We start from the raw sequence: 22,167 nt of genomic DNA, 5'->3' as shown, positions 1-22,167 counted from the left end.
TCGACAGCATATGTTGCTTCTCTAGTGGCAAATTTTTTGTAAGAGTATTTTTGCGGTTCTGGGAGAGCAGCATCAATTTCAGCTCGTTTTTGTTTCACCGCAGTTTTGATTTGTTCTTTTGCTTGACGTTGTTGAGTTTCGAGAGTAGATTCCTCTCTACGCTCTTGTTCGTCTTTGCGAGGAGCATCTTCTTTTGCTTGGAAAGTAGCAGCAATTCGCTTCAACCCAGCTTGCAAGGCAGCCTCAACCTCTTCTTTAGTTGTTGCTTTATCAATAGCTTCGACAGCATATGTTGCTTCTCTAGTGGCAAATTTCTTGTAAGAGTATTTTTGCGGTTCTGGGAGAGCAGCATCAATTTCAGCTCGTTTTTGTTTTACCGCAGTTTTGATTTGTTCTTTTGCTTGACGTTGTTGAGTTGCGAGAGTAGATTCCTCTTTACGTGCTTGCTCGTCCTTACGTGCTTGCTCGTCCTTACGTGCTTGCTCTTCTTTACGCGCTTGTTCCTCTTTGATTAATTGTTGAACTTGTTGAGATTTTTCTTCTATTACTTTGCTTACTTCTTCAACTGCTTGAGGTCCATGGTTAGTGGTTCCGAAAGGATTTTCTTTAATAACCTTGACTACTTGTTCAATGATGTTAGAAATTTGGTTGCTTTGGCTTTGTTGAGTTAATTCAATAAAGTCATTGAATTTTTTATTAATTTTAGCAGCAACTAGATAATCTCTTAGACTATAATATGAAGAAAGTAATTTCTCAATATTTTTTTTATCGTATTGTTCTTTTACATAAACTCTATATGGCATAGATTTATATATTCCTGACAATAAATCTGCTACGCTGGTATCCTTTAATAGATTATTCACATTAAATTTATCTGGCGCGCTTGTTAAACTATCTATCTCCTCAATACGTTCCATTGTTTTTTGATATGCATCATCTAATTCATATTTGGGCTCAAGATTCAAGGTAGTTTGCTTTTCTTCAGTTAACTCATGTTTGGGCTCAAGATTCAAGCTAGCTTGCTCTTTTTCAGTTAATTCATGTTCGGGCTCAAGGTTCAAGCTAGTTTGCTCTTTTTCAGTTTGCACAATGGTATTAATAGCATCAATTGTTTCTTTTTTTAGTTGTTTTACCTCTTCCACTGACTGTGTAGATTCAAGCTTTTCAATAAAAATTTTGACTTTTTCGGTTATCGAATTTTTAGAGTTTTGTGAGTTTACGTCGTCTTGACTATTTTTTCCATGTGCTCTGACGATTGTAAGCGATTCAGCTTTTTGTTGCTTTAGTTCCTCAATATTTTGTATCGTTGCGGAAACTTGGGGATCAGTAGTTGCAGCTACTGTTGTTTGTCCGTAAACTCCTCCTAATAAAATAGTCGAAGCTAGGGTAGCTGCTAAAATGACTTGTTTCTTTTTGCTATGATTCATATCATACTCCTTATTTGTAATTATTCCTATAAGATAGGCACTATCTATTTAATACTAATTTATTTTAAAATACAATATAAAATAACATTTTATTATTCTCATATTTCTTTTTGAAAAATAGTATGAAAATGGAAACAGTGTGAATATTCCGACTATTCAGTCTCTAATTTATCAGCAAGTTATTGATTTTTAGATGAAAGTGTGATTTACTAGTATGGTTTGGTAGTTTTCACTACCTAGCGCATTAATATTTGATGGAGAATATCTATGCTAGCTAACTATATTGAGCCTGCTATTCTGAATAAAATTTTTTTAATTAATACTCTATTGGAATTTACACATAGTGACTTTTCTGAACTTGTTCAGATTACTGGATTCAGTAAAAAAACAATTCGAGAACTCATTGCCGAACTTCAGCCAGAGCTTGGAGATTTGCTTCAGATTCATATTGATTCTAAACGGATTCACTGTTGTTTATTGTCGAATGCAACTAAGACACAATGTTTGCAACGTATCTATGAGAACTCTCTTTTTTTACAATGCTTGCGTTTTTTATTGACAAATCAGCAACATCTTCCCTATACAGAATTTATCAAGACGCATTATATCTCTGTTCCAACAGCATACCGTTTGAAAAAGCGTTGTCATCATTACCTTGAGACTGTCCAACTTACTATTAAAAATAATTATATTGTAGGTGAGGAATTTAAAATTCGTTATTTACTTGCCTTATTGCAATGTCATTTTGGAATTACCTGTTACAAAATAACTGAAGAAGACCGTATGCTAGTCAAAGAGTTTATTACTGTATCAAATGATCATATCACACCAGAGTTATTGGTATTGATGGAAGAAGAACTTCTTTTTTTTGAGTTTTTAATCATTTTAACGTGGAAACGCCATGTCTTTAGACCATTTTTACCTGCTTCTCGTCAGTTTGATGCATTGAAAAAAATATTTATTTATCAACTGATTCGGACCTATTCAGAACAAGTTTTTGAGCCTCATCTGCAATTAAAATTCGACCAAGTTGATTATGATTATCTGTTTTTAGTGTATTGTACTCGTAACAATCCATTTGCTGGGGATAAGTGGACGCCAGAGCATGATAATACGTTAGCCCAAATTGTTATTCATGAAACCGATATAGCAAAACTATTACCATTATTTAATCAGTTTTTAGATTCTTCTATAGTATTTTCAAATTTTTTCATTACTAGTATGATTGAATTATTTAGAAAATTCCTATATAATCTTCAACAGTTTCTCCCTGAGGATCGCTTAATTGATAAATATCTAAACGATAATTGTTCACCACTTTATAGAAAAAACAGAGAACTTCTCAGTAAATGGATGACGGAATTGGGCTATGATGGGGAGATTAGTCCTAAACATCTTAATTTACTAACTGTTCAAATTAGACAATTACTGAAAACTCAACTTGCCCGTATATCAGTAGTGCTATGTTCTAACAACGATGCTAATTTACTCATGTTTGAAAGTTGGCTACATCAACACTTACCTGAAAAGTCTACAAGGATTATTCCCTTTAATTTCAACAATGACAATGTCAAATTGTTAAAAGATATGGAGAGTGCTGTGATTATTGCTGATCAAAAATACATTCCTCTCTTAAAAAAGGTGTGTGCTACAAATAATAACATTATCTTCGATTTAGCAGTTTACACAAAGGAACATCGTTTGAAGCATATTTGTGAAGCGATTGAAATGCAACGCCAGCAGGCTTACCTCCAGTTTATTAGCAGGCGATTAGAGATATAGCAATGAAAGTATAATTTTTCTACCAATTGTCAAGGATAACAATAGTTTTTTGAACTAGTTTTTGGTAATACAGTAGATTTATCAAGTCTACTGTATTTTTGAATACTTAAAGTTTTAAAATCTGCATCTTCTCATATACCATATGAATTTTTGATAAGGTGTCATAATGATAAAGTATAGCGAAACAGTATTGATTTTTAGTTTATTGATAGTTGATAGAGGTTAGAAGCCTTGTCAGCCACCAGTATAACTGGTGATTTTATTGTTTTTCACTTCATGAAAAACTGGCTTGAAGCCATAATAAAAGCCCGTAGTTACGGGCAATAGTCAAGTAATATAAGCATAAATTAAACGTTTTTAGACGTCACTTTATGGATTGGATGGTTATGATTTTTAAAATTCACTAAGTTGACCTTTTAGAATAGGGTGTTATATATAGTTGCTTGTTCTGATATTCTGCTAAAAAAATCTCTCTTGCGGATTTGAAACCTTGTTTATTAAGGGTGTTGAATAACCATTCTTCTTTTTGATTAATCAGTTCAAGGACATCATAATTGATGTATCCGTTACTAATAAGTGGAAATTTGGGACTTTCAGAATTCTTATCTAAAATTGTTAACTTTCCATTTGGTTCCATAATAGCACTTTTAACATCCTTGGTAGTGCTAACCCCCTCCATTCTTAAATGAAGCATCAGTTGGTCTGCTGATAAGCCAACTTGAGCACAATTTTCAACATTAACCTTACCATTTTTTATTAACATCACAGGATTTCCAACGATAATAGCTCTGATTATTTTATTATTAATTAATAATTTTATAATAACCACTACCAAAGACCAAATCAATAAAATGATGAGAAAAGTTAAAATTGAAATAGAATTATTATAAATGATACCACCAATAATACCACCAAGAACATAATTTTGAATCTGATTAAGTGGAGTGTTTACAGAGAATTCATACTTCCCTAAAATATGAATTTGTAGAATCATGACAAGAATTCCCAAAAGAAATTTAATACTTACTAAGAGATACATATTCATCAATTATTTTCCTCCGTTAATATAGACATGATGATCAATCACATGTGTGCGTTCAAGTATATAAGAATTATTATCGTCATTAAGATGAACAGTATAATCTTTCGTATTGTAACGTACAATAATACCATCCTTTAATATTGTAGAATTAACTAAAACATCTTCTGGCAAAATATCATTATCGGTAGCAACACTTTCGATAAATTTTACCAAGATCTGAGATTGTGAAAAATCATGATTATTCTGCCAATAGTCTTCAACTTGTATACCTAAAAGGATTAATATCAGAACCACAATTCCGATACTGATATCTCGCAAACGCGTTTTCAGTCTATTACGCATATAATGAAGGCTTGTAAGCATGACAATCACAAGTAACAGAATCAAAGTTACAGATCGAAAGATTAGATTAAATGATTGATTTTGTGTGATATATTCCAAATTATAAAAATTCATACTATTTCCTCAAATTTTTGATTTGTTATAATAATAACTCAAATTAAGATGAATTTCAATTTCTCCTCTTCATTCTCTGAAGAGTTCGGAATTCCATAATCATAACCGCCATTTGACAGATATTTGTGTTTTTTCAATATGTAAGTTCGAATCCTTCATATACGTTGCTAATATTATTTTGAAATGGGCATCTATATGTTTATCTTATATAAGATAGACAGGTATCCAAAAGTTTTACGAATCAACAAGGCATCGTCACTATATGCTACTAACCTTAGTGTGTTTTATTTTAGATGGCTTTTTGCTATAATACTAGGTATGAGAATTGTTGCTGGAAAATATGGCGGGCGTCCCCTGAAGACTTTAGAAGGTAAGACTACACGACCGACCTCTGATAAGGTAAGGGGAGCCATGTTCAATATGATTGGTCCTTATTTTGATGGGGGACGGGTTCTGGACCTGTTCGCAGGTAGTGGTGGTTTGTCTATTGAGGCTGTTTCGCGCGGAATGGACTCCGCTGTTCTGGTCGAACGGGATCGGAAAGCGCAAGCCATTGTTCAAGAAAATATCCGTATGACCAAGGAAGAGAGTCTGTTTCAGTTGTTGAAGACGGAAGCGAATCATGCTTTGGGGCAATTAGACGGACAGTTTGATTTGGTTTTTTTAGATCCTCCTTATGCTAAAGAAGAAATTGTGGCAAATATCGAGGAACTTTGCCAGCGCCAGCTCTTGTCCCAGGACGTCATGGTGGTCTGTGAGACGGATAAGTCTGTAGACTTGCCGGAGGAAATCGCAGAGCTGGGCATTTGGAAGCAGAAAACATACGGCATTAGTAAGGTAACGGTTTATGTGAGGTAGGAGGTGCAGGATGCATCCACTCTTTTGGGGACTTTTAGTCATTATCGTCGGGGTCTTGATTCATCTTTTGTTGCGATTGAAAAAATTGGAAGACTGGATAAAGGGCTATCACTTGAAAAATCAAGAGGGAGTAGGGGCGCTGTCCAAGAGTCGAAATCCATTTTATCTATTTTGTATCTTTGTGTCCGCATCGGCCAATGTGATTAGCTGGCTCTACAATGGACTTGACCGTTATACCTTATTAGGGTTACTGCCAACTTTACTTTTTTGCTACTTGTATTTTTGCCAAGATGAGGACAAATGATGAAAAAAATCGGGCTATTTACAGGCTCCTTTGACCCAATTACCAAGGGACATGTGGATTTGATTGAACGAGCGAGTCAGCTTTTTGACCAGCTTTACGTTGGTATTTTTTACAATAAAGCGAAGCAGGGCTTCTTTCCCGTGGAGGAACGACTACAGATGGTAGAAGCTAGCCTTGCGCATTTGAAAAATGTGACGGTGATCACTTCGTCAGACCAGCTAGCGGTAAGCGTTGCAGAAGAACTGGGTGCTACCCATTTAGTGCGGGGCTTGCGCAATGGAGCAGACCTTGCCTATGAGATGTCCATGGAGTTTTACAACCAAGCCTTATCTCAAAAGCTAGATACCATCTATCTTACGTCCAAGCTGGCACATCGGGAAATTTCTTCATCGGGGATTCGGGAGTTGCTTCATTTTGGCGCTGCGATTGATGACTACGTACCGCAGGCAGTGGTGGCCGCATTAGAAAAGGAAAAATAATGAAAAAACGAAATAAAGTATTACTGTTTACATCAATTGGTATAGCGACTGTGCTCCTATGGGTAGCCTTCATTTTCCCGCTTCCTTATTACGTTGAAAGTCCCGGCGGGGCATCGGATATTCGCTCAGTTTTGACGGTGAAGGATAAGGAAGATAGCGCTAAGGGCTCCTATAATTTTGTCTATGTGCAGGTGAAAAAAGCGACGGCAGTTCAATTGCTTATGGCCTATTTTGACAAAAACTCAGATATCTACACTGAAAAAGAAATGACAGGTGGCTCAAACAGCGAGGATTACTACCGTATCAGTCAGTTTTACATGGAAACCTCCCAAAACATGGCCAAGTACCAAGCGCTGAAATTGGCTGGTGAGGAAGCGTCCATGGACTTTTTCGGGGTATATGTCCTAAATGTAGCGGATAATTCAACCTTCAAGTCCGTCTTGAACATTGCGGACACTGTAACGGGTGTCAACGGAAAGACCTTTAAAAGTTCGAAGGAATTGATTCAGTACGTTGGCAGCTTAAAAATCGGCGATGAAGTCAGTGTTCAATACGTGAGTCAAGACCAAAAACTGAGCGCAAATGGTAAAATCATCAAGTTAGAAAACGGTAAAAATGGTATCGGGATTGGACTTGTAGACCATACAGAGGTCAAGAGTAAGACACCGATTCAATTTGAAACTGGCAATATTGGTGGACCAAGTGCGGGACTCATGTTTACCCTGGCTATCTATACTCAGCTAGCCAACCCTGATTTGCGTGCTGGTCGGACGATTGCGGGGACAGGGACCATTGAGCAGGACGGTTCGGTTGGTGATATTGGCGGAGCGGACAAAAAAGTGTTATCAGCGGCAAAAGCTGGAGCAAGCATTTTCTTTGTTCCCAACAACCCAGTTGAAAAAGAAGTGCGAAAGGTTAAGCCAAACGCCAAGACCAACTACGAAGAAGCTCTGGAAGCAGTCAAAGAAAACAAGTTGGATATCAAGGTGGTTCCTGTCAAAACAGTGCAGAATGCGATTGATTACCTAGAAAAAACAAAAGGCGAGTAGTAACTCGTCTTTTGTTCTTGTCATTGCGGTTAATTGTCTGAAAATTATCATGGACGGCAAAAGCTCTGCAAATTTTCCTAAAATACGATATAATGAATAAATTAGAGACTCTAGTAAAGGAAATGAAATGAAGAAAGAGATTTCTCCAGAAAAGTACAATTACAACAAGTTTCCTGGTCCCAGTTTTGCACGGGTCGGAAATAAGGTTGTAGCAGAAAATATTGAATTAGAATTGGTTGAAGATTACCGAGAAGCCTTCGACCAGACAGTTTTTGGTCAACGTTTTTCCCAGCTTATGCTGAAATTTGACTATATCGTTGGGGATTGGGGTAATGAGCAGCTGCGCCTCAAAGGATTTTATAAGGATGAGAAGGCTATGAAAACAGATATCAAGATTAGCCGTCTCGAGGATTATTTGACCGAGTTTTGTAACTTTGGCTGTGCCTATTTTGTTTTAGTAAATCCAAATCCTCAAGAAATGCCAGCTGAGCCAGAAGAAAAACTAAAACGTCGCCGCAATCGTACGAATCGAAATTCCGGTCAGTCTAATGGCAAATCTAAAAATCAATCACAAGGACGACATTTTACGGTCAACGAAAAAACAGATCCAGCCAAGAGACAGGAGCAGGATCGCCGTCAAAAACGAGATAAGAAAAAGTCAAACCGTGAAATTCAAGAAGCCAAGCGTGGCTTTGTCATTCGCCAGAAATAAGGAGCAACATGAAATCATCTATTTATGCCCTCACACGCCAACAATTAGTGGAGTGGGCACTTGAAAACAACGAGAAAAAATTCCGTGCCACCCAAATTTGGGAATGGCTCTATCAAAAACGCGTACAGTCATTTGAAGAAATGAGCAACTTGCCAAAATCCTTGATTGATAAATTAGATGCACAATTTGTATTCAATCCATTGAAGCAACGGATTGTCCAAGAGTCCAAAGATGGAACGGTTAAGTATCTCTTTGAATTGCCAGATGGCATGCTGATTGAGACAGTTCTGATGCGCCAGCATTATGGGATGTCTGTCTGTGTAACGACGCAAGTTGGGTGTAATATTGGTTGCAGTTTCTGTGCCTCAGGCTTGATTCCAAAGCAACGTGACTTGACCAGCGGTGAAATCGTTGCGCAAATTATGCTCGTTCAAAAATACTTTGACGAACGTGGCCAAGGAGAACGTGTCAGCCACATCGTTGTCATGGGGATTGGCGAGCCGCTAGATAACTACGACAACGTGATGAATTTCCTCCGTGTTGTCAATGATGATAAAGGCCTGGCTATCGGTGCCCGTCACATTACGGTATCGACTTCTGGTTTGGCACCAAAAATCCGTGAATTTGCTCGCGAAGGTGTGCAGGTTAATTTGGCAGTTTCTCTTCATGCACCAAATAACGATATTCGTTCACGCATGATGCGTATTAACCGTCGCATTCCAATCGAAGAACTCTTTGAAGCTATTGAAGATTACATCCAAGTGACCAATCGCCGTGTGACCTTTGAGTACATCATGCTCAATGAAGTGAATGACGGTGTGGAGCAAGCTCAGGAATTAGCTGACTTGACTAAGCGCATTCGGAAGTTGTCTTACATTAACTTGATTCCCTACAATCCAGTTTCTGAGCATGACCAGTACAGTCGTTCCACTCCAGAACGTGTGGCTGCGTTTTATGATCGTCTCAAGAAAAATGGAGTTAACTGCGTGGTGCGTCAAGAACACGGTACAGATATCGATGCAGCTTGCGGACAGTTGCGTTCAAAAACTCTCAATAAAGACCGTGAACGTGCAAAAGCTCGTATTGCAGCTGCCAACGCCAAAGCAGGAATTCGGGAGATTCAACCCTAATGTCTATCTTTTTTCAGCCAAACGGTCAATTGACACCGTTAGGAAGAAAAGTCACAGGATATCTAGCTGGAGCCTATGCTCTGGCTATTTCTTTCATGTGTTTTCTTCCGCAGCATTTTCTACCAAATCCAAAAGGATTTTCAACGCCAGGAATTGTGCAAGTCGGTCGCTTTTATTTTCTGCCAACGCCCTTTAACAGCCTTGTAAATGGGCATGAGGTCCATAGTCTTAAGGGGATTTTCTATATTTTTCTGCAAAATATTAGCAATGTTTTCTTGCTGTTTCCACTTGTGCTAGCCCTTATTTTTCTCTTTAAAAAATGGCAGAGCACAAAGACAGTTGTTCTTTATAGTTTTTGCATCAGCTTAGGTATTGAGTGTACGCAGCTACTTCTAGACGGTCTTATGGATGCAGGACGTGTTTTTGAAATTGACGACCTCTGGACCAATACATTGGGAGGACTGTTGGCTTATCTTTTTTATCAGCAAATACAAAAAATCATAAAAAAGACTTGACAGACTAAGATTCAAGCCGTATAGTGTTACTCAATCAGAAAAGTACTAGACGAAAGTTTTCAGGGAGCTTGAGATATGGGGACATTCTAGACAATTCCCATAAGTGAGGTGGCACCGCGGATTCTCGCCCTCGCATACTATTTAGTATGCGAGGTTTTTTCTATTCCTCTTAATGAAATAAGGAGCATTGCACCGCCATTGAATTTAAGGGAATTGATGCAGTTCGACCACAGCGAGAACTGTGAACCTTACATTCTTAAGGCTTGCAAGTTCGCAGAAGGTAACAGGGGTTAGAAGATGAATTCCACGATAAAGGAGAAATGATATGAACAAACGATGGCGTCTGAAAGTTGGAAAAGTAGTGTAAATAAATTGTAAAAAGAGTTTCAGCAATAAGGAGAAAATTTGTTATGACAGTAGAAAAAGGATTTTTTGGTCAATTTGGTGGTAGTTTTGTTCCTGAGCCAATTCAGGCACTTTTGGATGAATTGGAGACAACATTTGAAGCCTATAAAAATGATTCAGAATTTTTGGAGGAATACCAGCATTATTTGAAGGATTATTCTGGTCGTGAGACGCCACTTTATTTTGCAGAGTCCTTGACCAATCACTTGGGCGGTGCAAAAATCTACCTCAAGCGGGAAGATTTGAATCACTTAGGCTCGCATAAATTGAATAATGTCTTGGGACAAATTTTGTTGGCTAAGCGGATGGGAAAAAAACGTGTTATCGCAGAAACAGGAGCGGGTCAACACGGAGTTGCTACTGCAGCAGCCGCGACACGATTTGGAATGGAATGCGATGTTTACATGTTTGGATGCATTTTTTGTCTTGGAATCGGCAGTTGGTCCCCATCCCTATCCATCCATTGTTCATGAATTTCAGAAGGTTATTTCCATTGAGTCACGACGTCAGATTTTAGAAATAGAAGGACGTTTACCAGACTTGGTCATTGCGTGTGTCGGGGGCGGTTCAAATGCCATTGGAGTTTTTTCACAATATGTCAATGATGCTGAAGTCGGCTTGGTGGGAGTAAAAGCTGCGGGGCGTGGTGTGGACACGGACAAGCATGCCGCAACAATGACCAAAGGAACCGTCGGAATTGTTGATGGGATGAAAACGATCGCTCTGTTCAAGGAGAATGGAGAAATTGCGCCAGTTTACTCTATTTCAGCTGGCCTGGACTATCCTGGAGTTGGTCCGGAACACGCCTTTTTCAAGGAAAGTGGCCGCGTAGAGTATGTGTCGGCTCGTGATGATGAGGCGGTTGAGGCCCTGTTAACTCTCAGTAAAACGGAAGGGATTCTACCTGCTATCGAGAGTTCTCATGCTATTGCAGAAGCCATTAAGCGAGCACCTTTGATGGATAAAGAGCAAATCATCATCGTCAATGTTTCTGGTCGTGGTGACAAGGATGTGGTTGCGGTTGCAGATTATTTAGAAAAATAAAAAGGACAATGTGTCCTTTTTATTTTTTTGTGAAATCTTCTCTTAAAATAGCATATTCTGAAATGTCCACTAAATTTCCTTTTAGATTAGCAGCTTGACGGAAGGTTCCTTCGTATTTCATCCCTGCTTTGTTCATAACACGGCCAGATGCGGGATTTTCTGTTGCATGAATGGCAGTGATACGATTGCAGTTGACTTCTTGGAATAAAAAGTCAATGACAGTTTTCAAAGCCTCTGTCATTAGGCCTTGTCCCCAATAATCTTGACTGAGAATATAGCCCAGTTCACAGGATTGAGTTGCTTGGTCGCTATCAATAACACTAATATCTCCAATCACAAAATCAGGTTGGTCTTTAAACGCAATAACCCAGTGGAGAAAGTCTGGTTGGTCATAGCTAGATGTCCATTCCTTCAAGAGTTGCCTTGTAAAATCAACACTTTCGTGGGCAGACCAAGTGACATAGGTGACATTTTCAGGGTGAGAAGCCCAGTTGTCAAACATGAGTTGTGCATCTGCTAAGGTGTAAGGTCGGAGCAACAGACGATCGCTTTCTAATATCGGTATACCAGTGAAATTCATAGATTTTCTCCCTGTTACTTTTTATTATTTCCAAAAATCATCGAAGACTGTAATGGGCAAGTGACGCTTGTGGGCTGTTTTTTTCCACCAATTTTCAATGATTTCCTGCGCTTGAGGACTTACGGTTTTGCCTTCCAAATAATCATCGATATCATTGTAAGTCACGCCGAGAGCGACCTCATCAGCAAGTCCGGGCTTGTTTTCTTCGAGGTCCGCAGTTGGAATCTTTTCATAGATGGCTTTTTCAGCACCAAGCGCGGCTAAGAGAGCCTTTCCTTGGCGTTTATTGAGACGGAAAAGTGGCAGAACATCTGCACCACCGTCACCAAACTTAGTGAAGAACCCAGTGATATTTTCTGCGGCATGGTCCGTACCGATGACGGCTCCTTTATGCTCACCAGCAACGGCATATTGGGTAATCATGCGTTGGCGGGCCTTGATATTGCCCTTGTTAAAGTCAGAAATGCTCAATCCGGCTGCTTCAAGTGCGGTAACTTGACCATCAACGGCTTCCTTGATATTTACCGTCAAGCTCACGTCTGGTTTGATAAAAGCCAGCGCACGCTGTGCATCGTCCTCGTCGGCTTGGATGCCATAAGGAAGACGAATGGCGATAAATTGATAAGCATCGTCACCTGTTTCAGCGCGCATTTCTTCAATAGCAATCTGTGCCAGACGACCAGCGAGACTGGAATCTTGACCACCAGAAATTCCTAAGACATAACTTTTTAAGAAAGGATGTTTTTTCAAGTATTCTTTTAAAAAGTCAATCGAACGATGGATTTCTTCTTGTGGATCAATGGTAGATAGGACGCCGAGTTCACGAATAATGATTTCTTGTAATGTCATGTTTTCTCCTATTTTTACTTACCGAGGGCTTGTTTGCGGACGGTGTCAATGAGATTCATCTTATGGTCCCAAACATTTTTTGCCAGGTCAACAGGGTAATCTTGTGGATTCAAGACCCGCTTGTACTCATCCCATAATTTATCAAATTCCTGATGGGCATAATCTTGAATATCCTGAAGACTAGGCAGTTGATAGACCAATTTCCCCTGGTCAAAGATAGGAACAAGGAGAGGCACCGCGTCAAAATTTGTGACGGTTTTGTTAATGTAGGTATAGGTAGGGTGGAACATGTGGATGCTGTCCATATGAGCCACATCTGTATCTGCAAAGGTAATGTAGTCCCCTTCGGACTTCCCTTTTTCGCGGGAAGTGATGCGCCAAACTTGCTTTTTACCGGGAGTTGATACCTTCTCAGCATTTGAGGACAATTTAATGGTGTCCTTCATTTGACCGTTTTCGTCTTCGATAGAGACAATCTTGTAGACGGCTCCTAACGCTGGCTGATCATAGGCGGTGATGAGTTTGGTGCCGACGCCCCACACATCAATTTTTGCCTTTTGCATTTTGAGGTTGAGAATGGTATTTTCATCCAGGTCATTGGAAGCGTAGATTTTTGCATCGTGGAAACCAGCATCATCCAATTGCTGACGAACTTTTTTCGAAATGTAAGCCATGTCACCAGAGTCAATGCGAACTCCGAGAAATTGAATCTTGTCACCTAACTCCTTTGCTACCCGAATTGCAGCTGGAACGCCCAGTCGCAAAGTATCGTAGGTATCAACAAGAAAGACACATTTTTTGTGAGTCGTCGCATAAGCCATGAAGGCATCATAGTCATTGCCAAAAGTCTGTACGAGAGCATGGGCATGTGTACCAGAAACTGGAATGCCAAACATCTTACCAGCTCGAACATTGGATGTGGCACCCGCTCCACCGATGAAGGCAGCCCGTGTACCCCAGATGGCAGCGTCCATTTCTTGGGCGCGACGTGTTCCGAATTCTAGGAGTGGCTCGTCCTCGATAACCGTTTTGATACGGCGGGCTTTGGTCGCAATCAAGGTCTGGTAATTGACAATGTTGAGAATGGCAGTTTCCACCAGCTGGCATTGGGCCAGTGGACCTTCGATTTGCATAATGGGTTCATTGGCAAAAACCAAGTCGCCTTCTTTAGCCGAACGAACGGTCAGTTCCATTTTGAGATTGGCTAGGTAATCTAGGAAATCCTCAGGATAGCCTTGCTCGCGGAGGTAGTCGATATCTGTTTCAGAAAAATGCAAATCCGATAAATATTGGACCACTCTTTCTAGCCCAGCAAAGACGGCGTAGCCATTTTCAAAGGGTTGCTTACGGAAGAAAACTTCAAAAACAGCATGCTTATTATGAATATTTTTTGTAAAGTAGACCTGCATCATGTTGATCTGGTAGAGATCGGTATGCAGCGTCAAGCTATCATCCTTGTACATAGGTATACTCCTTTATATACAGAACATTATAGCATAAAAATCCACCGAAAGGTGGATTGTCTCGTTTGTCAGGAGTTAGGAATCCTTAGAAAATCAGCAAAACAGGGATGCTTGCTAGCCACAGGAAAGGAATGAAGGGAAGTGCCTTTCTATAAAAATAAAAATAGGTTACCAGCCCCAGAATACTGCTGATTTGGATGAGCCAAAGTAGGTTGGTATAGGGAAAAATGAGTGCCAAGGTAGCAAGGTAGAGCAAGTCGCCGGAGCCAATTTTTAAATTCACTTTTTCAGCTAGGTAGGCTAAGGCCAGAAAGAAGAAAAATAACCAATTGAGCGAAGAAAAGAGCAGTGCAATAAAGGTTAAGACAAGCCAAACAACTAGCGGGTATTCGCGGTGTTTGATGTCATAAATACCCAAGACAAGTCCCGTCAATAAGACGCAAGAAGTGGCAAAAGATAGGACTTGATAAGCAGTTAGGACGACTAGAAATGCTGACGAAATCTCCAGTAAGAGATACCAATAAGGAATCTTGGCCTGGCAATAACGGCATTTGGAATGGGTAGAAAGTTGCGAGACAATCGGAATCAAGTCCCAAGCCTTGAGCTGTTTTTTGCAATGATTGCAGTGGCTGGCTGGTGCGATGATGGATTGCTGTGGGAAACGGTCGATGACAAGCCCTAGAAATGAACCAAGAGATGCCCCGAGAAATAGGAATAATAATATCTTCATACTTATTTATTCGTTAATTTATCCGAAAAAAGAAAAAAATAGTAAATTTTGCTATACTATTTTTATTTCATAAATTATTATACAATCTCTTAAAATAGCCAGTTTTGAAGTATATTTTTTAGAATTTATATAGAGATTAACCAAAACATTAACCAAGCAATGTGGGTGATACTAACTTAAATATAGAATAAAAAAATATTGAGGATAATGTTTTTTATTGTGTGTTTAAGTTGGAATAAAACGTTCATTTGTGTTGTAACCTATTTAAGTTGTTCTTTAGTAAAGAAACCTTCCTTCTGGGTGTTGTAATAGTCTTGCATTTTAGCGCCGTTCTAATTGTTGTGGTGGTGATTACAATGATATCTCTCTGAGATGTTTTTTAATCCCCTTAAGTGGTAATTTCATTTTAGAAGGTTCTTTTGAGCAAATAGTAGAAATTTTTATACCAAACAACAAGATGTACGTTGAAAAGGCTCTCAAAGTGTGCTACAATTCTTTCGGAGATTATAAAAAGAGGTAGATATATGTTAAAGAAATACTTATATTCTGGATTGCTTTTGTTAACTATTACGACTTGCGTGGGTACTGTTATAAAAGCAGAAGAAACACCAGTAAATGTTGCCGATCAAGAACAGGTAGTAGAAAATGAAGTTTTTGAACGAGTTTTTGGAGGTGATAATAGGGTAAACATTACTGATACAACTAAAGGTTTTTTCCCTAAAATTGTTAAAATTGAAGGGGTAGGATATTATTCTGCAAGCGGTAGCTATGTGCCTCTTACGGGTACAGGTACATTGGTTGCTAGTGATGTTGTGTTGACTTCTGCTCACGTCGTATATTCAGTTGATAAAAATGAATATTTTACAGATATCAAAGTTACACCAGCAACTTCTGATGGAAGTGTGCCGTTTGGTGTAAGTACTGCTACTGTAATTAAAATAAATCCAGCATATTCTTCTAATCCAAGTCATCAGAATGATTATGCAGTTATTAAGTTATCAAAACCACTTGGTACAAAAACAGGTTATCTAACGTTATCAACTAATATTCAATCAGGAGATTATGCTCAAACAGCGGGGTATCCAGGAGATCGTCCGGGTCAAATGGTGTTTGCTTCAGGAAATATAGACACTCTTTCAGATAGCGAATTGAATTATAAAATTGATACAAGGGGGGACAAGGTGGTAGTCCTATTTTGAACGCTGATAATGAAATTGTTGGTGTTCATAGTGGTTTCAACCGAGATATTACTAATCATGCAGCTAGAGTTACACCAAGCATGCTTGAACTTATTAATTCAGTGAATCCTTCTTCAGGAGTTGTATCATTTACTAAATCTGAGCCTACCGCATCATCCCCTGTTTATCGTTTATATCATAAGGGCTTAAAGAGACACCATTATACATCAAATTTGAATGAAAGAAATACACTAATTTCTAAGCATGGTTGGGGTGATGAGGGTGTTGCATGGAAGACAGGAGATGTCGCCCCTGTTTATCGTTTATATAATAGAGCTACGAAAGACCATTTATTAACTACAAGTATGAATGAAGTCCAGAAGTTGCAGAATTCTGGCTGGATTAATGAGGGTGTAGTTTTTCAAAGTGGTACTGGAGTAGATGTTTTTAGATTATATAGTCAAGTTACAAAAGAACATTTTTATACAGCAAATGTAGACGAAAAAAATCAGCTAATCAGTGTGGGCTGGAAATATGAGGGAGTAGCTTTTAAAGCGAATTAGTTAGGAGGAAAATATGTTGCGTAATATTATGAAAAGTGTAGTTCTTTTATCACTTTGTAGTGGAGCAATACTTGGAGGAGTAGATTTCTCTGAATCAAGAGTTGGTCAGGTAGTTTCTGCGGAGGAAACGGCAAAAACTGAATTTTATAGTAAAGGCGGAGCAGAGTTTGAAGCCGGAACTTTTAAGTTCAATCTTCAAGTGGGTGAGCAGGGACAAATCCGCCGTCCTCAGGATTCTCCATTAAAAGATTTTCTCTATTCTTTTAACATGACGGTAGAAGATCCATCTATTATTTCTTTTGATGAACAAGGGAATTGGGTAGCCTTAAAACCAGGAAAGACAAAGATTATTGCGGATTTTCCTTCTGGAGATAATGAACAGTCAAGACGATTTAATGAAGAACTTCAGCGAAATTCAGTTAATTTAAGAGTAGATGAAGTAGCAGTGGTCTGGGAAGTCACCGTAGTAGCAGCGGATGTCCCATATGTTCCTATGTATCGTCTCTACAATCCCAATAATAAAGAACATTTTTATACAGCAAGTAAAAATGAAAGAGATACATTGGTTCGTATTGGTTGGGGAAAATACGAAGGTGTCGCATGGAGAGCGCCTAAGGAAGGAAGAGAAGTTTATCGACTGTATAATCCGATTCTGAAAGATCATCATTACACGATGGATCAAAATGAGGTAAAAGTTTTAACAACTAAACATCATTGGCGAAATGAAGGTGTTGCATGGTATTCAGATGGAAGTCGTCCTGTTTATCGCCTTTTCCATCAAGGGTTAACATCAGGTTCTCATCATTATACAATGAGCGAAAATGAGGTCAGAGTTCTTCAGACTAGGGGTTGGAGATACGAAGGCGCTGCTTGGTATGGAGAGTATGAAGAGGTATTTGAATAGTCATTAGTGTTAATTGGCACTTAATGGATTCAAAAAAAGAAAAGTAAAGACTTATATTTTATATAGAGGTAGGAACAGCGTTCTTGCCTCTTTTTATTTTGGATAAAAAGCTCTCGTTTTAACTAATAGTTCCTGCATTCCAAATCTTGAGTGAGGTAAATTGACAAGTATGCGTTGTAAAGAGGAAAATGTGAGTGATACTAACTTAAATATAGAATAAAAAATATTAGGAATAATACTTTTATTGTGTGTTTAAATTTGAAACAAGCATGTATTTATGTTGTAATTATATTACAAATGAAATAAAGGGGTATGGTTATGACTACAAAGAATTTTCAAAAAAGAGTTGATGCGGATTTGTTAGATAATGTATCAAAAATTTATGCTTCTTTAGGTACAAGTGTACAAGAAGCGTTTGTCATGTTTTTAAAAAAATCTGAGCAGGTTAGAGGGTTACCTTTTGAATTGAAGGAAACAGGATATATTGATAAAGACCATAATATTCATATTGATACACGTTACAATGATACAGACATGTATATTCGGACAAGTGATATTAGTGAATATAATCAGGAGACACAAGATTCTGTTAAGGAATATATGAGGAATTATGCTCAAAATGGAATTAGTCCAAGTAAGCAAAGTGTATCAGATTTTTTTAGAGAGGTAGAAGAAGATGTTGACGTATGAGTTTACCAATCGTTATCGCAAAGATTTAGCAAGAATCAAAAAAAGAGGAATTAGTCTTGAACCAATAGAAGAAGCGGTTCAGAAAATTATTCGAGATGAAGAATTGGGATATGAATACAAGAAACATGCTTTAGAGCCTAAAAAGCAAATTCCTAAAATTTGGGAAATTCATATAGGTGGAAGAAATTCAGATTTGTTAATGTTATGGTTTTATTAAATAGGCAATCGATAATTATATTAAAAAAACACTAAAAAATGGGTTTCGTTCTGGCAGTGTTTTGTTTCATGTTGGATGGATTGTCTGTTTTATTGATTAGAAAATTGAGATTAAGAGTAGTAGCTGGTAAATGGAGTTTTATCGGCTTTTTTGTAATTATAGAGAGGATTAAATATGGCTAAAGGAACTTTGTTGGAAAAAAATAGTTTTGTAATGCGCATTCATCAAGCAACCGCAACGCATCCTGAAAATGGGGAAGAAATTGATATTTCTATTACTGGTTGTACTTCAGCTATTACCTATAAAGGACGAGTGGTCGTTTGGGACATTCAAGAAATGATAAATGAAGCAGTTGACTTAATTGAATAAGAATTGAATAAAGAAAAATGAGTTTTGATATATGAATAAATACATAGCACGAATGAAAGATTCTACAGGAGGATTTAATTATTCTTTAATGGATGAAAGTTTGGAAGGTGCTGATAAGTAATTCATAAAATTGGCTTTATATTGAAATTGTAGACTGGTATTAGTAGTTTTAATTTTCTAATCAATAAAACAGACAATCCTTAGTTTAGAATAGTTCTCGGTTATCAAGATTGGTATGGGTTTTGTCCTTTGATGCTGATAGCTATTTTATAAAGGGGAGAAAATTACCTATTCGTTCTTCCCTCTGTAAGATAAGGAGATTTTAGATGTTAGATATTGCGACAAATTTGAAACAACTTCGTTTAGATAAAGGAATTGAGATTCCTCGTATAGCAAAATGGCTAAATGTACAGGAACGTACCTATAAACGGTATGAAGATGGTACACGTACACCTGATATTGAAACATTGTATAAAATATCAGATTTGTTTTGTGTTACTGTAGACGATTTAGTCCGTTATATTGATAAGAATACAGGTTCAGTAGATAGAAGTCTTGTTCTTTCCTATAAAGACTTGGTTGAACTGGGTCTGCATCCACGATTGGCTCATGGGCTGATTGCAGAAGTGTTTAGCAAGTATACTTATGATGAAGTTCCTAAGATTAGCAACGACAGTAAAATTAAGTATATTTATAAAAAAGATGTTATAATTTTGTTAAAAAAACTTGGAAACAAGCTTGGTTAAATAAAAAGGAGATATAAAATGAAAAAATCAAAAGTTCTTAGTGCAGTTTTAGTTTGCGGATTGTCTTTAAGTTTGGCAAATAGCGTATTTGCTGAAGAAACACTTACTGTACCAGTTAAACCTGCTGATAGTTCAACTGAGAAAAGCGATAATGTGGTTACAGATAAGCAAGTCAAACTTGCTGAAGGTGAATATAAAAACGCTAAGTCTGCTTATGATAATCAAGCTGGTGTTGTTAAAGGGGCAAGCGTAGCAGTTGCTGGTGCTACTAAAGATATAAATGGTGCATTAAGCAAGCTTTCGGAAGCCAAAGAAGTTGCTGGTCAAGCAACTCCCGAAAACATTGATACTGCCAAAGCTGAGGTCAAAACTGCCGAAGGTGGTGTTTCAACTGAAGAGAAAAATCTCACAAAAGCACAAGAAATCGAAAATGAAGCTGAAGCACGTGTTGATAATCAAATAGGTGTAGTTGCTGAATCAGGTAAGCAAGTTAAGACTGCTGAAGATGAAGTTAAGACTGCTCAAAATGGTGTTGATACTGCCAAAGCCATACTTGATGGCACTGGCGCTCAGAAAGTCATTGATGAAGCAGAGAAGGCAGCTAATCAACTAACAATTGATGAAGCAAAGCTCGTCGAAGCACAAGTCAAGGCTGATGAAGCTAAATTTGCTGATGGTGACCGTCAGTTACAAATTGACATGGCTACAATTGACCGTGACAGTAAACAAGTAACGTTGACTATTGCTGAAACGCGTCAAAAAACTGCCACTGAAAACTTGGCAAAATCTACTAAAGCAGTTGAAGAAGCTACACCAAAATTGGCAACGTTGAAAAATGCGGTTGATGGTATCAATACTATCAAAGTCTCAGCTGAATATGTTGAAGCCTTGAAAGAATACAATCGTCTTTTGTCTGCTACTGATGAAGCGAGTAAGCAACAACGTAAAGAAGTTTTTGCTAAATTACAAGCTATGTCACCAGCTGAGTACAAAAACAATACTTACAAAGCAAACAAGAATGATTCAACTACAAAGATTGATACAAACAATCTTTCAGAAGAAAACTTGAAAGAGTTGACCTTCTTTGCACAAGAGTTAGTGAACGATATTCGTAAAGCTTTTGGTCATACAGTCGTTTCAGTAAGCAATGGCTCAGTAAAATTCGCTGATGGTGTAACAGACCATTATGTTGCAGATAAATGGATATATTCTGATGTGGAAAAATATGGACATGATACTTACGCTATCAATCAAGCAGCCAAAGAAGCAGGACTTTCTTATGATGAAAAAGTTCTTGCAACAGGTTTGGTGCGAGAAAAACAAGCTCAACCGTATGAAAACATGGTGAGCCTTGGTCTTGAAACACCAACCATTTCAATGGCGGAAGCGAAAGAATTAGTCTTTACTTCTGTTCTTGATTTCATGTTTAATGGTGATGAATTTGCACATGCACGTTCAATCGCTGGATTCAGTTGGGGCAAGGCTATTGACAAACAGTATCTAGGAGTGGATGTATCTAATCGTTCAGGAGTAACAGGTATTCATTATCTATTAGTTTCATCTGACCAGATTGATTCAGTTTCAGCGACTAAGTTTGATTCAACTGAAATTGCTAATCCTATTAGTAAAGAAAAAGTATTGTCAGATTATCAAACTTTCCAAAAACAATATGAAGGTTTGGTATCAACTCGTGAAGCTGACAAAGTAACTCTTGCAACTGCGGCTAAGGCAGTGGCAGAAGCTAAAAAAGCCTTGACCTCTGCGCAGGAAGTTTTGAAACGTGCTGAAGCTATTAAGGTTCTTTCTCCTGAAGCACAAACAAAACTTGCTGAAGCACAAAAACAAGCTGAAGCTAGTCGTCTTGCAAATGCAAAAGCACAAGAAGCTTTGAAAGTTTTGGATGCGGATGTAAAGGCTAAACAGAAAGTCTATGATGAAGCAAAAGCGAAGCTTGCTGAAAAGGAAGCTAAACTTGCTGAAGCAAAACAAGTTTTTGCGAAAGAGAGTCAAGAATTAATTCGTTTGAAGAATGAAGTGAAATTGGCTGAATCAAAATTGGCGGATGTGAAAGCTAGTTTGGCAACTGCGAAGCAAACACTTGCTGAAAAGTTGGCTCGTGTTGATAAATTGATTCATGATCCTGAAGAATTAGAGAAAGCTTTGACTGCTTATGCAAAAGCAGAAAAAGCTTATAATGAAGCTATCTCTACATTAACACTTGAAAATGACAAGTTAGTTAGCTTGCAACAAGACCGTGATGCCAAATTTAAGGTATGGCAAGATTTACTTGCGAAGTACAATAAGCAAGAAGAAGCAAAACAAATGGCAGAAACCTTGAAACGTGCTGAAGAAGCACAAGTACGTGCAAAAGCAGAAAGCAAGTCTGAGACAGTTCAGCTTTCTAATCCTACTAAAAAAGGGACAACTCCTAATTTGAATACAACAGTTAAATCTTCTGTTTTACCTCACACTGGTGAAACAAAATCTGTTCTTCTGCCACTTGGTATGTCAATTATGGTAGCTATGTTTGGTCTCTTTGTAGCTGGTCGTAAAGAAAATTAAGATATTTATTGAAACTAGGAAGAATGAAAATTCTTCCTTTTTTATTGAGTAATAAATTAGGGAGGAAATTGGATGTTTTGTATACACAAGATTAGGGATAATCATTCCTATAG

23 protein-coding genes and 1 pseudogene are annotated in these 22,167 nt (G+C 38.0%); 17 read left to right on the top strand and 7 right to left on the bottom strand.

Features of this window, described 5'->3' with window-relative positions:
- On the bottom strand, nt 1-1,427 hold a 1,427-nt coding region (locus ABID27_RS04185), incomplete at its 3' end, for a DUF1542 domain-containing protein (protein WP_354280458.1).
- A gap of 267 nt (nt 1,428-1,694) precedes the next feature.
- Between ABID27_RS04185 and ABID27_RS04180 the strand changes: the two genes are divergently transcribed.
- Complete coding sequence (locus ABID27_RS04180; protein WP_354280456.1) at nt 1,695-3,209, top strand: helix-turn-helix domain-containing protein; 1,515 nt, start codon at nt 1,695-1,697, stop codon at nt 3,207-3,209.
- Between the two features lie 403 nt (nt 3,210-3,612).
- Here the strand turns inward: ABID27_RS04180 and ABID27_RS04175 are convergent, their stop codons facing one another.
- Together ABID27_RS04175 and ABID27_RS04170 are read right to left on the bottom strand one after the other, a co-directional pair.
- Complete coding sequence (locus ABID27_RS04175; RefSeq protein ID WP_253363363.1) at nt 3,613-4,254, bottom strand: DUF421 domain-containing protein; 642 nt, start codon at nt 4,252-4,254, stop codon at nt 3,613-3,615.
- Between the two features lie 3 nt (nt 4,255-4,257).
- A complete protein-coding gene (locus ABID27_RS04170) occupies nt 4,258-4,707 on the bottom strand; it encodes a DUF3290 domain-containing protein (protein ID WP_253363364.1) in 450 nt (149 codons plus the stop codon).
- A gap of 318 nt (nt 4,708-5,025) precedes the next feature.
- Between ABID27_RS04170 and rsmD the strand changes: the two genes are divergently transcribed.
- The 8 genes and pseudogenes from rsmD to ABID27_RS04130 all read left to right on the top strand — a co-directional run bounded on the left by rsmD (nt 5,026) and on the right by ABID27_RS04130 (nt 11,203).
- A complete protein-coding gene (gene rsmD, locus ABID27_RS04165; RefSeq protein ID WP_354280453.1) occupies nt 5,026-5,565 on the top strand; it encodes a 16S rRNA (guanine(966)-N(2))-methyltransferase RsmD in 540 nt (179 codons plus the stop codon).
- A 10-nt stretch (nt 5,566-5,575) separates the two neighbouring features.
- The gene (locus ABID27_RS04160) at nt 5,576-5,869 is read left to right on the top strand and encodes a hypothetical protein (protein WP_354280451.1); all 294 of its coding nucleotides are present in this window, start codon (nt 5,576-5,578) and stop codon (nt 5,867-5,869) included.
- Complete coding sequence (gene coaD / locus ABID27_RS04155; RefSeq protein ID WP_354280449.1) at nt 5,866-6,348, top strand: pantetheine-phosphate adenylyltransferase; 483 nt, start codon at nt 5,866-5,868, stop codon at nt 6,346-6,348. The genes ABID27_RS04160 and coaD overlap by 4 nt, the downstream gene beginning before the upstream one ends.
- A complete protein-coding gene (locus tag ABID27_RS04150; protein ID WP_354280447.1) occupies nt 6,348-7,397 on the top strand; it encodes a SepM family pheromone-processing serine protease in 1,050 nt (349 codons plus the stop codon). Before coaD ends, ABID27_RS04150 begins: the two co-directional genes overlap by 1 nt.
- Before the next feature lie 127 nt (nt 7,398-7,524).
- The gene (locus ABID27_RS04145) at nt 7,525-8,109 is read left to right on the top strand and encodes a YutD family protein (RefSeq protein ID WP_354280445.1); all 585 of its coding nucleotides are present in this window, start codon (nt 7,525-7,527) and stop codon (nt 8,107-8,109) included.
- A gap of 8 nt (nt 8,110-8,117) precedes the next feature.
- Nucleotides 8,118-9,239, top strand: coding sequence for a dual-specificity RNA methyltransferase RlmN (rlmN, locus tag ABID27_RS04140; RefSeq protein ID WP_253363390.1), 1,122 nt, complete (start codon nt 8,118-8,120; stop codon nt 9,237-9,239).
- A complete protein-coding gene (locus tag ABID27_RS04135) occupies nt 9,239-9,754 on the top strand; it encodes a VanZ family protein (protein WP_253363392.1) in 516 nt (171 codons plus the stop codon). The genes rlmN and ABID27_RS04135 overlap by 1 nt, the downstream gene beginning before the upstream one ends.
- Before the next feature lie 410 nt (nt 9,755-10,164).
- Nucleotides 10,165-11,203: pseudogene (locus ABID27_RS04130) on the top strand (tryptophan synthase subunit beta).
- Nucleotides 11,204-11,222: 19 nt separating this feature from the next.
- Here the strand turns inward: ABID27_RS04130 and ABID27_RS04125 are convergent.
- The 4 genes from ABID27_RS04125 to ABID27_RS04110 all read right to left on the bottom strand — a co-directional run bounded on the left by ABID27_RS04125 (nt 11,223) and on the right by ABID27_RS04110 (nt 14,825).
- Entirely contained in the window at nt 11,223-11,783 is a 561-nt protein-coding gene (locus ABID27_RS04125; protein WP_253363394.1) for a GNAT family N-acetyltransferase, read from the bottom strand.
- 24 nt (nt 11,784-11,807) lie between these two features.
- Nucleotides 11,808-12,632, bottom strand: coding sequence for an NAD(+) synthase (gene nadE / locus ABID27_RS04120; protein WP_354280442.1), 825 nt, complete (start codon nt 12,630-12,632; stop codon nt 11,808-11,810).
- Between the two features lie 14 nt (nt 12,633-12,646).
- The gene (locus tag ABID27_RS04115; RefSeq protein ID WP_253363402.1) at nt 12,647-14,095 is read right to left on the bottom strand and encodes a nicotinate phosphoribosyltransferase; all 1,449 of its coding nucleotides are present in this window, start codon (nt 14,093-14,095) and stop codon (nt 12,647-12,649) included.
- Between the two features lie 85 nt (nt 14,096-14,180).
- Nucleotides 14,181-14,825: a prepilin peptidase gene (locus ABID27_RS04110; protein ID WP_253363403.1), complete on the bottom strand. Its 645-nt coding sequence runs from the start codon at nt 14,823-14,825 to the stop codon at nt 14,181-14,183.
- A gap of 524 nt (nt 14,826-15,349) precedes the next feature.
- Between ABID27_RS04110 and ABID27_RS04105 the strand changes: the two genes are divergently transcribed.
- The 8 genes from ABID27_RS04105 (at nt 15,350) to ABID27_RS04070 (ending at nt 22,054) form a co-directional block, all read left to right on the top strand.
- Nucleotides 15,350-16,024 (top strand): trypsin-like serine protease, encoded by a 675-nt coding sequence (locus tag ABID27_RS04105; protein ID WP_354280439.1) that lies wholly within the window; start codon nt 15,350-15,352, stop codon nt 16,022-16,024.
- Nucleotides 16,021-16,566 carry a hypothetical protein gene (locus ABID27_RS04100; RefSeq protein WP_354280437.1) on the top strand — a complete coding sequence of 182 codons (546 nt, stop codon included), beginning with the start codon at nt 16,021-16,023 and terminating at the stop codon, nt 16,564-16,566. The genes ABID27_RS04105 and ABID27_RS04100 overlap by 4 nt, the downstream gene beginning before the upstream one ends.
- A gap of 13 nt (nt 16,567-16,579) precedes the next feature.
- Complete coding sequence (locus ABID27_RS04095) at nt 16,580-17,470, top strand: hypothetical protein (RefSeq protein ID WP_253363405.1); 891 nt, start codon at nt 16,580-16,582, stop codon at nt 17,468-17,470.
- Between the two features lie 318 nt (nt 17,471-17,788).
- Nucleotides 17,789-18,160, top strand: coding sequence for a type II toxin-antitoxin system RelB/DinJ family antitoxin (locus tag ABID27_RS04090; RefSeq protein WP_354280434.1), 372 nt, complete (start codon nt 17,789-17,791; stop codon nt 18,158-18,160).
- The gene (locus ABID27_RS04085) at nt 18,147-18,377 is read left to right on the top strand and encodes a type II toxin-antitoxin system YafQ family toxin (RefSeq protein WP_253363407.1); all 231 of its coding nucleotides are present in this window, start codon (nt 18,147-18,149) and stop codon (nt 18,375-18,377) included. The genes ABID27_RS04090 and ABID27_RS04085 overlap by 14 nt, the downstream gene beginning before the upstream one ends.
- Before the next feature lie 174 nt (nt 18,378-18,551).
- Nucleotides 18,552-18,746 (top strand): hypothetical protein, encoded by a 195-nt coding sequence (locus tag ABID27_RS04080; protein WP_354280432.1) that lies wholly within the window; start codon nt 18,552-18,554, stop codon nt 18,744-18,746.
- A gap of 326 nt (nt 18,747-19,072) precedes the next feature.
- Entirely contained in the window at nt 19,073-19,492 is a 420-nt protein-coding gene (locus ABID27_RS04075) for a helix-turn-helix domain-containing protein (RefSeq protein WP_354280430.1), read from the top strand.
- Between the two features lie 18 nt (nt 19,493-19,510).
- Complete coding sequence (locus ABID27_RS04070; RefSeq protein ID WP_354280428.1) at nt 19,511-22,054, top strand: SEC10/PgrA surface exclusion domain-containing protein; 2,544 nt, start codon at nt 19,511-19,513, stop codon at nt 22,052-22,054.
- The last annotated feature ends 113 nt before the right edge of the window (nt 22,055-22,167 follow it).

The organism is Streptococcus gallinaceus, from assembly GCF_040545695.1.
GTDB classification, from domain to species: Bacteria; Bacillota; Bacilli; order Lactobacillales; family Streptococcaceae; genus Streptococcus; species Streptococcus gallinaceus.
The sequence above is the reverse complement of the archived record's forward strand: the minus strand, read 5'-3'. Positions and strand labels throughout refer to the sequence as shown.

What these genes read in the sequence shown, in the direction of transcription:
- ABID27_RS04180 (WP_354280456.1), top strand. Translation starts at nt 1,695, where the DNA reads ATGCTAGCTAACTATATTGAGCCTGCTATTCTGAATAAAATTTTTTTA.
- ABID27_RS04145 (WP_354280445.1), top strand. Translation starts at nt 7,525, where the DNA reads ATGAAGAAAGAGATTTCTCCAGAAAAGTACAATTACAACAAGTTTCCT.
- rlmN (WP_253363390.1), top strand. Translation starts at nt 8,118, where the DNA reads ATGAAATCATCTATTTATGCCCTCACACGCCAACAATTAGTGGAGTGG.
- ABID27_RS04160 (WP_354280451.1), top strand. Translation starts at nt 5,576, where the DNA reads ATGCATCCACTCTTTTGGGGACTTTTAGTCATTATCGTCGGGGTCTTG.
- ABID27_RS04105 (WP_354280439.1), top strand. Translation starts at nt 15,350, where the DNA reads ATGTTAAAGAAATACTTATATTCTGGATTGCTTTTGTTAACTATTACG.
- ABID27_RS04085 (WP_253363407.1), top strand. Translation starts at nt 18,147, where the DNA reads ATGTTGACGTATGAGTTTACCAATCGTTATCGCAAAGATTTAGCAAGA.
- ABID27_RS04135 (WP_253363392.1), top strand. Translation starts at nt 9,239, where the DNA reads ATGTCTATCTTTTTTCAGCCAAACGGTCAATTGACACCGTTAGGAAGA.
- ABID27_RS04150 (WP_354280447.1), top strand. Translation starts at nt 6,348, where the DNA reads ATGAAAAAACGAAATAAAGTATTACTGTTTACATCAATTGGTATAGCG.
- ABID27_RS04175 (WP_253363363.1), bottom strand. Translation starts at nt 4,254, where the DNA reads ATGAATATGTATCTCTTAGTAAGTATTAAATTTCTTTTGGGAATTCTT.
- ABID27_RS04110 (WP_253363403.1), bottom strand. Translation starts at nt 14,825, where the DNA reads ATGAAGATATTATTATTCCTATTTCTCGGGGCATCTCTTGGTTCATTT.
- coaD (WP_354280449.1), top strand. Translation starts at nt 5,866, where the DNA reads ATGATGAAAAAAATCGGGCTATTTACAGGCTCCTTTGACCCAATTACC.
- ABID27_RS04170 (WP_253363364.1), bottom strand. Translation starts at nt 4,707, where the DNA reads ATGAATTTTTATAATTTGGAATATATCACACAAAATCAATCATTTAAT.
- ABID27_RS04090 (WP_354280434.1), top strand. Translation starts at nt 17,789, where the DNA reads ATGACTACAAAGAATTTTCAAAAAAGAGTTGATGCGGATTTGTTAGAT.
- ABID27_RS04075 (WP_354280430.1), top strand. Translation starts at nt 19,073, where the DNA reads ATGTTAGATATTGCGACAAATTTGAAACAACTTCGTTTAGATAAAGGA.
- ABID27_RS04080 (WP_354280432.1), top strand. Translation starts at nt 18,552, where the DNA reads ATGGCTAAAGGAACTTTGTTGGAAAAAAATAGTTTTGTAATGCGCATT.
- nadE (WP_354280442.1), bottom strand. Translation starts at nt 12,632, where the DNA reads ATGACATTACAAGAAATCATTATTCGTGAACTCGGCGTCCTATCTACC.
- ABID27_RS04115 (WP_253363402.1), bottom strand. Translation starts at nt 14,095, where the DNA reads ATGTACAAGGATGATAGCTTGACGCTGCATACCGATCTCTACCAGATC.
- ABID27_RS04125 (WP_253363394.1), bottom strand. Translation starts at nt 11,783, where the DNA reads ATGAATTTCACTGGTATACCGATATTAGAAAGCGATCGTCTGTTGCTC.
- ABID27_RS04095 (WP_253363405.1), top strand. Translation starts at nt 16,580, where the DNA reads ATGTTGCGTAATATTATGAAAAGTGTAGTTCTTTTATCACTTTGTAGT.
- rsmD (WP_354280453.1), top strand. Translation starts at nt 5,026, where the DNA reads ATGAGAATTGTTGCTGGAAAATATGGCGGGCGTCCCCTGAAGACTTTA.
- ABID27_RS04070 (WP_354280428.1), top strand. Translation starts at nt 19,511, where the DNA reads ATGAAAAAATCAAAAGTTCTTAGTGCAGTTTTAGTTTGCGGATTGTCT.